12 protein-coding genes are annotated in these 12027 nt (G+C 68.3%); 5 read left to right on the top strand and 7 right to left on the bottom strand.

The genetic code is table 11. The features are described 5' to 3' along the window. The first annotated feature begins 123 nt into the window (after positions 1-123). Both ykgO and FSB78_RS14785 read left to right on the top strand, forming a co-directional pair. On the top strand, positions 124-249 hold the full coding sequence (gene ykgO / locus FSB78_RS14790) for a type B 50S ribosomal protein L36 (protein WP_003046794.1): 126 nt from the start codon (positions 124-126) through the stop codon (positions 247-249). Further along, positions 246-887 (top strand): HAD family hydrolase, encoded by a 642-nt coding sequence (locus FSB78_RS14785; RefSeq protein ID WP_147083347.1) that lies wholly within the window; start codon positions 246-248, stop codon positions 885-887. Before ykgO ends, FSB78_RS14785 begins: the two co-directional genes overlap by 4 nt. Positions 888-976: 89 nt before the next feature. On the opposite strand, the gene FSB78_RS14780 is transcribed toward FSB78_RS14785, so the two are convergent. Next, positions 977-1558 (bottom strand): L,D-transpeptidase family protein, encoded by a 582-nt coding sequence (locus FSB78_RS14780; protein ID WP_242008327.1) that lies wholly within the window; start codon positions 1556-1558, stop codon positions 977-979. A gap of 202 nt (positions 1559-1760) precedes the next feature. Between FSB78_RS14780 and FSB78_RS14775 the strand changes: the two genes are divergently transcribed. After that, positions 1761-2468: a murein L,D-transpeptidase catalytic domain family protein gene (locus FSB78_RS14775; protein ID WP_147083346.1), complete on the top strand. Its 708-nt coding sequence runs from the start codon at positions 1761-1763 to the stop codon at positions 2466-2468. On the opposite strand, the gene FSB78_RS14770 is transcribed toward FSB78_RS14775, so the two are convergent. The 4 genes from FSB78_RS14770 to FSB78_RS14755 all read right to left on the bottom strand — a co-directional run bounded on the left by FSB78_RS14770 (position 2414) and on the right by FSB78_RS14755 (position 7016). Next, a complete protein-coding gene (locus FSB78_RS14770) occupies positions 2414-3532 on the bottom strand; it encodes a glycosyltransferase family 2 protein (protein WP_242008324.1) in 1119 nt (372 codons plus the stop codon). The two genes, FSB78_RS14775 and FSB78_RS14770, sit on opposite strands and share 55 nt — an antisense overlap. Further along, positions 3529-6006, bottom strand: a complete 2478-nt coding sequence (locus tag FSB78_RS14765) for a DegT/DnrJ/EryC1/StrS family aminotransferase (RefSeq protein ID WP_147083345.1) — start codon at positions 6004-6006, stop codon at positions 3529-3531. The genes FSB78_RS14770 and FSB78_RS14765 overlap by 4 nt, the downstream gene beginning before the upstream one ends. Before the next feature lie 138 nt (positions 6007-6144). Beyond that, entirely contained in the window at positions 6145-6444 is a 300-nt protein-coding gene (locus tag FSB78_RS14760) for a hypothetical protein (protein WP_147083344.1), read from the bottom strand. A gap of 86 nt (positions 6445-6530) precedes the next feature. Further along, positions 6531-7016 (bottom strand): winged helix-turn-helix transcriptional regulator, encoded by a 486-nt coding sequence (locus FSB78_RS14755; protein ID WP_147083343.1) that lies wholly within the window; start codon positions 7014-7016, stop codon positions 6531-6533. A 126-nt stretch (positions 7017-7142) separates the two neighbouring features. Here FSB78_RS14755 and FSB78_RS14750 point away from each other — a divergent pair, with 126 nt between their 5' ends. Further along, complete coding sequence (locus FSB78_RS14750; RefSeq protein ID WP_147083342.1) at positions 7143-7457, top strand: CC_3452 family protein; 315 nt, start codon at positions 7143-7145, stop codon at positions 7455-7457. Between the two features lie 50 nt (positions 7458-7507). Continuing rightward, positions 7508-9613, top strand: a complete 2106-nt coding sequence (locus FSB78_RS14745) for a RelA/SpoT family protein (RefSeq protein ID WP_147084245.1) — start codon at positions 7508-7510, stop codon at positions 9611-9613. 133 nt (positions 9614-9746) lie between these two features. On the opposite strand, the gene FSB78_RS14740 is transcribed toward FSB78_RS14745, so the two are convergent. Together FSB78_RS14740 and thrC are read right to left on the bottom strand one after the other, a co-directional pair. Then, on the bottom strand, positions 9747-10616 hold the full coding sequence (locus tag FSB78_RS14740; RefSeq protein WP_147083341.1) for a class I SAM-dependent methyltransferase: 870 nt from the start codon (positions 10614-10616) through the stop codon (positions 9747-9749). Between the two features lie 10 nt (positions 10617-10626). Beyond that, positions 10627-12021 (bottom strand): threonine synthase, encoded by a 1395-nt coding sequence (thrC, locus tag FSB78_RS14735; protein WP_147083340.1) that lies wholly within the window; start codon positions 12019-12021, stop codon positions 10627-10629. Positions 12022-12027 lie beyond the last annotated feature (6 nt).

Here is a 12027-nt window from a genome sequence, read left to right as displayed (position 1 = left end):
GCGAATCGTCCCGGCGGGTTCCGGCGGCGGCTTCGGGCGTCCGTTTGCTTGACTTGAACACCCCTCGCCATTAGGCGATCCCGTCTTTCCGCACACCTAGAATTGAAAAGAAGCGAATCGATCATGAAGATCCGCAATTCCCTGAAGTCGCTCAAGGATCGCCACCGGGACAACCGCGTGATCCGCCGTCGTGGCCGGACCTACGTCATCAACAAGACGAACCGTCGCTTCAAGGCGCGCCAGGGCTGAGCAGCCCCGCGCCGACCGCCGTCGTCTTCGACGTCGGTCGCGTCCTGTACGACTGGGATCCGCGGATCCTGTACGAGCGCCTGATCGAGGATGATCGGGCGCTCGATGCATTCCTGCGCGATGTCGTCACCACCGACTGGCACTTCCAGCATGATGCCGGCCGCGACTTCGCCGATACCTCGGCGGAGCTGGCAGCGCTGTATCCGCAGCATGCCGACCTGATCGCCCTCTGGGGTCCCCGTTTCGTCGACAGCATCGGCGCGGCGGTCGCCGGCATGCACGACATCGTCCGCGAGCTGGACGAGGCGGGCGTGCCGCTGTTCGCGATCACCAATTTCAGCCACGAATTCTGGCCGCCGTTCCGCGCGCGCGAATCGGCGCTGTTCGACCGCTTCCGCGACGTCGTGGTGTCGGGCGAGGAGAAGATGGTGAAGCCCGACGCGGCGATCTACCACCTCGCGCTCGACCGGTTCGGGCTGCGGCCCGAACAGGCGGTGTTCGTCGACGACAATGCCGACAATGTCGCGGGTGCGAACGCGGTGGGGATGCACGCGATCTTGTTCACCGACGCGGCCGCGTTCCGCGCGCGGCTGGTGGAGCTTGGGCTGCCGATCAAGGCACTCGCCCCGTCACCCTGAACTCGGTTCAGGGTCCACCTCTCCGCGGGAACCAGCGCCCGCGACGCCGTAGATGCTGAAACGCGTTCAGCCTGACGGAAGGCGACCCCTTACTTCCCCAGGCTCGCCAACTGCTTCCCGTTCGCGCTCGCCGTCTCGGCGTCGACCAGCGGCTCGACCGGCGCATCGCCGCTCTCGAAATCGTCCGTCACCGTCACCGTCGTCCCGATCGACGTCACGCCGAACAGCTTCTTCGCAAACCCGGTCGGCACGCGGATGCAGCCGTGCGAATCGGGGAAGCCCGGGTTGTTGCCCGCATGGATCGCGATCCCGTCCCAGGTCAGTCGCTGCATGAACGGCATCGACGCGTCGTTGTACAGGTTCGACCGATGCACGGCATTCTTCTGCAGGATCGGATAGGTGCCGAGCGGGGTGTCCTTGCCGTCGCGGCCGCTCGAGATTGTCGTCGCCGCGACCATCTGTGCGCCGCGATACACGTACGCCCGCTGCGTCGACAGGCTGATCACGATGCTCAGGGCCTCACCGGTATTGGTGTCGTTCCACACGAACTGGTTGGGCGACAGTTCGGTCGCGGCTTCCTCGATCGGCAGCGCGATGTCGTCCATCGCGAGCGCGGGCGTCGCGATGAAAGCCAGCATCACAGCGATGGCGAGTCCCGATACGCGTGCCATGTCATCCCTTCCATCCGATCATGCGAGTCCGAAAACGCCCGACATTGCCGAAGGTGCCATTTCCGGACGACTCACGACGAACCGGGCCGGACTCGCGCCGAAATGCCGGATCGCCGATGCAACCAGCGGAAATGGTTGCGGAATTTTCATAAAAAATGCGCTATATCAGAGTTCGTGGGAACGGGGCTTTTCGGGAATTTAGATGCACGACGAGCATGACTCGGTGCGCGACCGACGCGCACTTCTGAAGAATGGACTGGTCCTCGCAGGCGCGTTCGCCCTGCCGGGTGCCGTTTCGGCCACGCCGCGCCTGACCCCGCTGTTGAAGGCGAGCGATCTTCGCCCGATGACCCAGCCGCCGCTGCCGAGCGTTCCCGCCGCACCGGTCACGTCTTCGCGGGTCGTCCGTCCCGAACTGCTGCGCCAGGCGCTCGCCGCGCTCAGCCGCCACGGCAACCGCGTCGACCGGCACGACCGCATCGCGATCGCCGATTTCGCCGCGCCGTCGTCGCAGCCGCGCTTCCACTTCATCGATCTCGCCAGCGGCCGCAGCACCTCGCTGCTGGTCTCGCACGGCAGCGGGTCGGATCCCGATCACAGCGGCTTCCTGCGCCGCTTCTCGAACGATTTCGGCTCGAACGCCTCGTCGCAGGGCGCGTTCGTCACCGACGATTATTATGTCGGCAAGCATGGCCGGTCGCAGCGGCTGATCGGGCTCGACCCGACCAACGACAACGCGCTGGGTCGCGCGATCGTGGTGCACTCGGCCTGGTATGCGAACAAGGACATGATCGCGTCGCACGGCATGCTCGGCCGCAGCCAGGGCTGTTTCGCGGTCGGCGAGCGCGACCTCGATCAGGTCTTCGCGCGACTGGGACCGGGCCGGATGATCTTCGCCGCCAAGGTCTGAGCGCCCTCGCGGCTCACCCCCAGCCGGCGCGCGCCGCCGACGAGTCCCGACCACATCAGCGCCTCGACCCCGGCATAGCCGAGGCCGAGATGCTCGGGCCGCACCGCGATGACGTCGGCCACGCGAATCGTGCCCGAACGCAGCCCGGTACGCCCCACCTGCGCCCAGCGCCGCGCGGTCTCCCACTTGATCAGTCGCACGTCCTGCGCGTCACAGTCGTGCGCCGCGAGATACCAGACCTGCAGCGCGGACAGCGCCTGTCCCAGTGCCGCCAGCGCAGCACGGTCCGGGACCGGCCGCTTCGCCATCAGGTGCGTCGCGACCAGCGCCGCGGTCTCGTGCGCGGTCTCGCCGAACAGCGGCGCATAGGCCCCCGCCAGCACGCGCAGCGTGTTCGCCTCCATCGTGTCGACGAACCGCTTGGAGATGCCGCCGGGATGGCTGCGATACACCAGCAGCGGCGTGTCGAGCCGCGCGATCCGCCCCAGCGGCTGGATGCGGTGATACAGGTCGAAATCCTCGGCATAGAGGATCTCGGGCCGCGTGAACGGCTCCAGCCGTCGCGCTGCGTCCGCGCGGATCATCACCGACGACCAGACCAGCGGGTTCTCGATCAGGCTCAGCCAGCCGACCAGGTGCGGCGTGGTCACCGGCGCATAGCCCGACGGCGTGACCACCCCGTTCTCCAGGATCTCCGCCGCAGTGCCGAGCAGCACGACCTCCGGGTTCGCATCCAGATACGCGACCTGCTGCGCGAACCGCTCCGGGCGGCACAGGTCGTCATGGTCGAGCGCGGCGATATAGCGCCCGCGCGCCTCCGCGAACGCGCGGTTGCGCGCGCGCACCGGTCCGCCATTCTGCTCGAGCGCAACCAGCCGGACGCGCGGGTCGGCCCAGGCCGCGACGACGTCACGCGTCGTATCGGTCGACCGGTCGTCGACCACGATCACTTCGAAATCGCCGAAGCTCTGCGCGGTCAGCGTCGCCAGCGTCTCTTCGATCAACGCGGCGCCGTTATAGGCCGCCATGATCACACTGATGGTCGGGGCTGTCTCGGCGCTCACGCCGCCGCTCGTGCCTCGTCCGCCAGCACCTGGTCAACGATCATCTGCCCGACATCGTTCTGCCACAGCCACAAGCCGTTGGCCTGCCCCGAGAAACTCGATTCGCCCCCGAGTGGTCCCCAGGGCACGAACCCCGCCGCCAGCCCCAGCCCGAACAGGCCGGCGATCGGTTGGTCGTTCGAATCGAGGATGCGGCAATGCCGGTCGACCATCGGCCGGCCGTCCTGCGCAGCCAGCGCGATCGCGCCGTCATCGTCGAGGATGGGCACGGCGCGCGGCCGATAGCCGAGCGCGGCCACCACCAGGTCCGCGTCGGCGATGATCGCGCGCGCCGCTGCGTCGTCGTCGCCCCCGATCCGGTGCAGCGCGACGCGCGGATCGGGCGTGCGTCCGTCGATCCCCAGCATCCGCACGACCAGCTCGCGCGCTTCCAGCCGGAACCCCGCCAGCCGGTACACGAAGCCCGACACCGGGCAAATATCCTCGGGTCCGAAATCGGTGAAGCCCTCGGCCAGCGCAGCCTCCGCCGACGGGTAGAAGGGCCGCAGGGGACGCCGGTGGAGCAAGGTGATCGCGCCGGCGCCCAGCGGCAGGGCAGGGCGGCTTTTCAGCAGCAGCGCGATCGTCGTCAGCGCGCTGGTCGACCCGCCCACCACCGCGATCCGCGGCGCGCGCCGGGTCGACAGGATATCGGCGACGCGCTCGAACCCGCCGAGCGTCAGCACCTCGTCCGACTGGATCAGCCGCCCGTTCGCCAACGCTGCCAGCGACGCCCCCGCGACCTGCTGCGTCACGAGCCGGTCGATCGGCTGGTGCCCGCCGGTCGCGACCACGACATTGTGCGCCATCTGCTCGAACACGTGCCCGTCGGACAGGCGGCGGAGCGTGACGCTCCACAGTGCGCCCACCTGCCGCGCGGCGACCGCCTCGTGCCCCGTCAGCACGCTGCCGCCGTTCGCGCGGACGATGTCGCCCAGCCGATCGCCGGTCGCGCGCAGCAACGGCCCGACCTCGGTCAGCGGCACGCCCAGTGCGCCCGCATGCGCCGCCACCGCGCGCCCCGCGGGGTGATCGACCAGCTGCGCCAGCTCGGGATGGATATTGTCGCGCACCGCGGTCAGGAAGGTCTGCGCGGTCGAATCGGACGTGATCGCATAGCGGCCGAGCTGCCCGCCGCCGATCGCATCGCTGCGTTCGACCACCACCAGCCCCGACGCAGCGAGCGCGGGCAACTGCCCCCGCTTGGTCGCCGACGTCAGCATCGCGGTCCCCGCCGGCCCCCCGCCGATGACGACGACCGAGGCGATCCGCGGCGCGGCACTGGGGACCGCGGCGATCCGGTCGGCCTCGCGACACGCGCGCTGCACCGCGTCCGCCACCCGGAGCGCGTCGTCGACGGTCATCGCATCGGTGATCGGCAGCGACAGCATCCGCGCGCCGACCGCGTCCGCCACCGGCGTCGGCTCGATCGTCGCGGTCGCCTGGAACCAGGGCTGCTGCCCCAGATGCGGGCTGAAATAGCAACCGGTCGCGATCCCGTCCGCCTCGATCCGCGCCGCGATCGCCTCGCGCGCATGCGCCAGATGCGCGGGCAGCAGCACCGCCATGAACTGCGTCGCGCGCCGTGTCCCCGACACGCGTTGCAGCTGCAACGCGCTCAGCGCGCCCCGGTACGCGACCTCCAGCGCCGCGCGGTGATCCGCCACCCGCTCGATCTCCGTGAGCTTCGCCTGCGCCATCACCGCCAGGATTTCGGGCAGCTTGGCGTTGATCCCCGGCAGCGTCGCGCTGCGGCTGCCGTCGAACCCAAAATTCGCCATGACGCGAAGCGTCGCGATCAGCGCGGGGTCGCCGCTGTGGATCAGCCCGCCTTCGGCCACTGCGAAGGTCTTGGTCGCGTGCATCGAATGGACGATCGCGAACGGCGCGCGCGCGCCGAAGCCTTCGCCGGCGGCGTCACGCGTCCCCAGCGACGACGCCGCATCGACCACCACGCCGACGCCGAAGCGCCGCCGATAGTCTTCGTAGCGGTCCAGATCGATCGCGTTGCCGAACGTCGCATAGGGCACCACCACCCCGATCCGGTCGCCATGGGCTGCCAGCGCGCGCTCTTCGGCGGCGGCGCATGCGCTCCAGTCGTCGGGATCGATATCGCAGATCAGCGGCGTCAGCCCGGCCCAGGCCGCGGCGTGCGCGGTCGCGGCAAAGGTCATCGCGGGCATCAGCGCCAGCGTGCCGGGCTTGGGGTTCATCCCCGCCGCCGCGCGGATCGCGATCATCAGCCCCAGCGTCGCGTTGCCGACCGCCAGGCTGGCGCCATGCCCGCCGAACAGGTCGCGCGTCGCCTCCGCCTCGAACCGCTGCACTTCGGGGCCGTTGTTGCTGAACACCCCAGACGCCTCGACGCGGCGCAACGCATCCACATGCTCGCTCAGGCGCGGCGGGTTGGGGGCGATCAAAGGAAGACGGTTCATCGGGCGATCCAGATCTTGTTCTCTCCGCCCTTAAGTCCCTGTGCCCTAAAAACCCGTTACGGATGCATGAAAACCGAAAAGCCCCGTCCTTCGGGTGAAGAACGGGGCCTTTTTGTAAGTATTACCGAAAAGAAGGGCTCAGCTCTTGCGCGTGCCCGACATCGGAAAACTACCGAACGCGCCCGCGCCGACGGTACCGGTCAGCACGTCGCCCTCTGCGGTCGCCTTGCAGTCGAGCGTCATCGGCATCGGCACGGTCATGCTCTGCTTCCAGGTGATGGTGTCGCCGTCGACGTCGCCATTGACGTCCATCGACCCCATCGCGCCCGAATTCGTGCCGGTGAAGGTCGCGCCGTCGGTCTTGATCGTCATGACGGACTTCTGATCGCCGAGCGGCGACTTGACCACGCAATCCCAGCTGCCATCGATGTTTGCCATCATCTCTCTCCTGAACTCATCCAAAATCACGGTGCGTCGATACCACGGCGCAGCGGGCCATCACCTCGACCGACCGGCGGAAGCTGTCAAGCCGCGGCCTGGTCCAGATCGCCGGCCGGACCGGCGGCCACCTCGTCCGGCAGCGCCCAGATCAGGTCGCCCCGGCCGAGCACGCGTCCGTCGTGCGCCTGCACCGACACGGGCAGCAGCGGCCGCCGGTCGCGCACGTCGACCAGGATCGGGAAGGCCGGCACGCACGTCTCCCACCGCTCGCCCCATTGGCGCAGCGCGATCATCGTCGGCAGCAGCGCGAAGCCCTTGTCGGTCAGGCCATAAGCGATCTTGCGCCGGTCCTCGGGGATCGGCCGGCGGGCCAGGATGCCGTGCTCGACCAGTCGCGCCAGCCGGTTGGCCAGGATGTTGCGCGCGATGCCCAGCTGCGACTGGAACTCCTCGAAATGGTGAAGCCCGTTGAACGCCGCGCGCAGGATCAGGAACGACCAGCGTTCGCCCATCGCCTCCAATGCTGCGGGCAGGCTGCATTCCATCAACGGTTCGTGCATTTTTGCCATCGTCGCATCCTCTTACGGCCGAACCTATCGCAGATTCGCGAGGGCGGATAATGGATTATACATTTTCAGTTGCAACTTGAAATGTACTGGGTCAGTATCGATCGACAACTGAAAAGGGGACCCGTCATGACTCGCATTCTTCGTGGGACTTTAGCGACCTTCGGCCTCGCGTTCGCGACCGCCGCCACCGCGCAGACCGGCTATTATGTCGCGGTTCCCGTCGCCCAGCCGACCGCGCCGAGCCTCGTCACGCACCTGACGACCTGGCGGATGTCGGGCACCGCCTATGTCGCCGAACGGTCTGCCGACCGGCACCAGCTGCTCTGCCGCCAGCTCGCCGGACAGGTCGGCCCGCTCGGCAGCTTTACGGTGCGCGGCGCGGCCTATGACGCGGACGCGCTGGCGCAGTGCAATGCGCACGCCAAGCCGGAGTCGCGTTGAACGCCAACAATTGGTTGCAATATGGCAGCACGCGGCCCCATCAGGGGCGTGTGCTGCGCCAATATGAACTCGTAGATCGCGTCCTCGATTACGATCCCGATGCCGACGAGGCTCTGCTCAACCGCGCCTATGTCTTCTCGATGCAGGCGCATGGCAGCCAGAAGCGCGCCAGCGGCGATCCGTATTTCAGCCACCCGATCGAAGTCGCCGGGATCCTGACCGACCTCCACCTCGATGCCGAGACGATCGCCACCGCGATCCTCCACGACACGATCGAAGACACCGTCGCCACCCCGGAAGAGATCACGCGGCTGTTCGGCCCCTCGGTCGCGCGTCTCGTCGATGGCGTGACCAAGCTCAGCAAGATCGAGGCGCAGACCGAGAACGAGCGCGCCGCAGAGAATCTGCGCAAATTCCTGCTGGCGATGTCCGACGACATCCGCGTGCTGCTGGTGAAGCTCGCCGACCGGCTGCACAACATGCGTACGCTGCATCACATCGCCAAGCCCGAGAAGCGCCGTCGCATCGCCAAGGAGACGATGGACATCTACGCGCCGCTCGCCGAGCGGATCGGCATGTACGAGTTCATGCGCGAGATGCAGTCGCTCGCCTTCGAACAGCTCGAACCCGAAGCCTCCGAATCGATCGGTCGCCGGCTCGAACAGCTGAAGAGCGGCGACGGCGACCGCATCGCCAAGATCGCGTCGGGCCTCAAACTCGCGCTGTCGCGTGCCGGGGTCGAGGCGGAGATTTCGGGTCGCGAGAAGCATCCCTATTCGATCTTTCGGAAAATGTCCGAACGCCACATCAGCTTCGAGCAACTGTCCGACGTGATGGCGTTCCGCGCGATCGTCCCGACCGAGGAAGATTGCTACCGCGCCTTGGGCATCATCCACCGCCGCTGGCCGATGGTCCCCGGGCGGTTCAAGGATTACATCTCGACCCCCAAGCGCAACGGATACCGGTCGCTCCACACCAGCGTGATCCACGCCGAGAACATGCGCATCGAAATCCAGATCCGCACCGAGGCGATGCACGCGCAGGCCGAATACGGCCTCGCCGCGCACTGGGCGTACAAGCAGCAGATCGTCGGCAGCGACCACCAGGTCAGCTGGATCCGCGACCTGGTCGAGATCCTCGACACCGCGGAAAGCCCGGAAGAGCTGCTCGAGCACACCCGGATGGCGATGTACGCCGACCGCATCTTCGCCTTCACACCCAAGGGCGAACTGATCCAGCTGCCCAAGGGCGCGACGCCGATCGACTTCGCCTATGCGGTCCACACCGATCTCGGCGACCAGGCGGTGGGCGCCAAGATCAATGGCCGGGTGGTGCCGCTGTCGACGGTGATCGAGAATGGCGACCAGGTGCAGATCCTGCGCTCGAAGGGCCAGACCCCGCAGGCGCAGTGGCTCAACGTCGCGACGACGGGCAAGGCGCTCGCCGCGATCCGCCGCCATCTGCGCCATACCGAGCGCGTCGAGCAGGAGACGCTGGGCCGCAAGCTCTACGAGGACATCGTGACGCGCCTGCCCGCACCGATCGGCGGCGAGGCGATCCCGCAGGCGTTGAAGCGGCTGAAGCTGTCGGACGAATCGGCGCTGATGGTCGCGATCGCGCGGCGGACCCTGTCGGACGGTGCGGTGATGGAAGCGCTGATGCCAGGGTCGGGTGGCGCCGACGAGGTCCATGCGCTGGCGCCGCAGTCGAGCGCGATCTCGATCCGCGGGCTGACCCCGGGCGTCGCCTACGACCTCGCCACCTGTTGCCACCCGGTGCCCGGCGACCGCATCGTCGGCCTGCGCCGGCCCGATGCGGGGATCGAGGTCCACGCGATCGACTGTTCGGTGCTGGCGGACCTCGCCGAACGCTCCGAGAACGAGACCGACTGGGTCGACGTATCCTGGGGCGACAAGACCGAGGGCGCGGTCGCGCGCATCTCGGTGATGGTCAAGAACGAGCCCGGCTCGCTCGGCGTCGTCTCGACGATCATCGGCGGGCACAAGGCCAACATCATCAACCTGCGCCTCGACACGCGCGACACCAATTTCCACACCAACGAGATCGACGTCGAGGTCCACGACGTCCAGCAGCTCATGCGCCTCATGGCGGCACTGCGCGCGGCGGATGCGGTGAACATGGTCGAGCGTGTGTGACGTCAAATCCTCCCCCGCCAGGGGGAGGTGGCACGCGCAGCGTGACGGAGGGGGCGGACAGGGCCACGCCTGTTCCGTGCCCGCCCCCTCCGCCGCCTTCGGCGCCACCTCCCCCTGGCGGGGGAGGATTGGCTCACCGACTCCAGCGCGCCCAGATCGCGGTCGGCAGCACCAGCCCGCGCGCTTCCTCGCGCACCCCGAGCTCGCCCGCCTCGACCGTCCCCGGCAGGTCCGCGAACAGCTGGGCGAGCATCTCGCCGATCGCCAGCGCCGACATCCGCACCGCATAGACGGTCAGGAACAGGAACCGCGACTCGGCGTCGAGCAGCTGCCGGCAATTGGCGATCAGCTTGGGCAGGTCTTCCTCCAGCCGCCACACCTCGCCCTCGGGCCCGCGGCCATATTTGGGCGGGTCGAGCAGGATGCCGTCATAGCGCCGCCCGCGCCGCACCTCGCGCGCGACGAACTTCGCCGCATCGTCGACGATCCAGCGCACCGGCGCGTCCGCCATCCCCGACAGCCTCGCGTTCGCCTTCGCCGCCTCGACCGACTTCTTCGAGGCGTCGACATGCACCATCTTGGCGCCGCTCGCCGCCATCGCCAGCGTGCCGACGCCGGTATAGCCGAACAGGTTCATGCAGTTGGGCGTCTCCAGCCCCGCGGTGCGCTCGCGCATCCAGCTCCAAACCGGCGCCATGTCGGGGAAGAACCCCAGGTGGCGGAACGGCGTGGTCTGCGCGGTGAACTGCACCTCGTTCCAGCGCAGCGGCCAGCCTTCGCGCGGAACGGGCTCGCGAAACTCCCAGCGCCCGCCGCCATCCTCGTCGGACCCGGGCACGAACTCGCCATGCGCCTGCCAGTCGTCGGACTTGGGCGCCCACATCGCCTGCGGTTCGGGCCGGACGAAGCGGAAGCGGCCATAGCGCTCGAGCTTCTTGCCGTGCCCCGAATCGACCAGGCCGTAATCCGCCCAGGGTTCGCCGATCAGCGTGTCGAGCTTCATGCGCCGCCCCTCACGCCGTGGCCGTCGCGCGCTCGGCGATGTAGCCGGTCACCGCCTCGAACGTCGCGGGCAGCGTCGCCAGCCGCTCCTCGCGCTCGAACAGGTCGCCCAGCCGCGCGGGCAGGGGCGGCCGCAGCCCGATCGCGCGTTCGACCGCATCGCCGAACTTGGCCGGATGCGCGGTCGCCAGCGTCACCATCGGGACGTCGCCCGGCGCGCGGCGGGCGGCGGCCAGCGCGATCGCGGTATGCGGATCGATGACCTGTCCGGCATGCTCGTGCGCCCAGCGCATCGCCAGCGCCATGTCGTCGAAATCGACCCGGTCGCTCGCGAACAGCGCAGACGCCCCCTTCGACTGCGCGTTGCTCAGCCGCATCGCACCCGACGATTCGAATCCCGCCATCTGCGCTGCCTGCGCCTTGCCGTCGCGACCGCCGAGGTCGAACAGCAGCCGCTCGAAGTTCGAGCTGACCTGGATGTCCATCGACGGCGTCGGCGTGTGCGTCACGCCCTTCTGCGAATAGTCGCCGGTCGACAGCGCGCGGTGGAGGATGTCGTTGACGTTGGTCGCGACGATCAGCCTGGCGACCGGCAGCCCCATCTTGGCCGCGACATAGCCGGCGAACACATCGCCGAAATTGCCCGTCGGGACCGAAAAGGCAATTTCGCGCTCGGGCGCGCCGAGGCGGACGGCGGCGTAGAAGAAATACACTACTTGCGCCATCAGGCGCGCCCAGTTGATCGAGTTGACCGCCGACAGCGTGAACCGGCCCGCGAAGGCGCGGTCGTTGAACATCGCCTTCACCAGCGCCTGTGCCTGGTCGAAGCTGCCGTCGATCGCGATATTGTGGATGTTCGGGCTCAGCACCGTCGTCATCTGGCGACGCTGCACCTCGGAGATGCGGCCCGACGGGTGGAGCATGAACACGTCGATGCCCGCGCGCCCCGCCAGCGCATCGATCGCCGCGGACCCGGTGTCGCCGCTGGTCGCGCCGACGATCGTGACATGCTTGGTGCTGCCGGTCAGGAAGCGCTCGAACAACAGCCCGAGCAGCTGCAGCGCGACGTCCTTGAACGCGAGCGTTGGCCCGTGGAACAGTTCCAGCAGCCACTGGTCATGGTCGAGCTGGACCAGCGGCGTCACCGCGGCATGCGCGAACCGGCCGTACGCCTGCTCGCAGAGCGCCTTCAGCTCCTCGCGCGTCATGGCGTCGCCCACGAACGGCATCATCACCGCGACCGCCGTGTCGACATAGGAGAGGCCGGCAAGCTCAGCGATCTCGTCGCGGGTCATGGTCGGCCACGCGTCGGGCAGGTACAAGCCCCCGTCCGAGGCGAGGCCGGCGAGCGTTACCGCTTCGAAACCGAGGACGGGCGCGTCCCCGCGGGTACTGACATAGCGCATGGGGAC

The organism is Sphingomonas ginsenosidivorax, from assembly GCF_007995065.1.
GTDB lineage: Bacteria > Pseudomonadota > Alphaproteobacteria > Sphingomonadales > Sphingomonadaceae > Sphingomonas > Sphingomonas ginsenosidivorax.
Note: the sequence above shows the minus strand (reverse complement) of the source record. Positions and strands in the feature narration are given on the sequence as shown.

Coding starts and splice junctions, on each gene's coding strand:
- thrC (WP_147083340.1), bottom strand. CDS start 12,021: ATGCGCTATGTCAGTACCCGCGGGGACGCGCCCGTCCTCGGTTTCGAA.
- FSB78_RS14760 (WP_147083344.1), bottom strand. CDS start 6,444: ATGGCAAACATCGATGGCAGCTGGGATTGCGTGGTCAAGTCGCCGCTC.
- FSB78_RS14740 (WP_147083341.1), bottom strand. CDS start 10,616: ATGAAGCTCGACACGCTGATCGGCGAACCCTGGGCGGATTACGGCCTG.
- FSB78_RS14755 (WP_147083343.1), bottom strand. CDS start 7,016: ATGGCAAAAATGCACGAACCGTTGATGGAATGCAGCCTGCCCGCAGCA.
- FSB78_RS14750 (WP_147083342.1), top strand. CDS start 7,143: ATGACTCGCATTCTTCGTGGGACTTTAGCGACCTTCGGCCTCGCGTTC.
- ykgO (WP_003046794.1), top strand. CDS start 124: ATGAAGATCCGCAATTCCCTGAAGTCGCTCAAGGATCGCCACCGGGAC.
- FSB78_RS14780 (WP_242008327.1), bottom strand. CDS start 1,558: ATGGCACGCGTATCGGGACTCGCCATCGCTGTGATGCTGGCTTTCATC.
- FSB78_RS14765 (WP_147083345.1), bottom strand. CDS start 6,006: ATGAACCGTCTTCCTTTGATCGCCCCCAACCCGCCGCGCCTGAGCGAG.
- FSB78_RS14775 (WP_147083346.1), top strand. CDS start 1,761: ATGCACGACGAGCATGACTCGGTGCGCGACCGACGCGCACTTCTGAAG.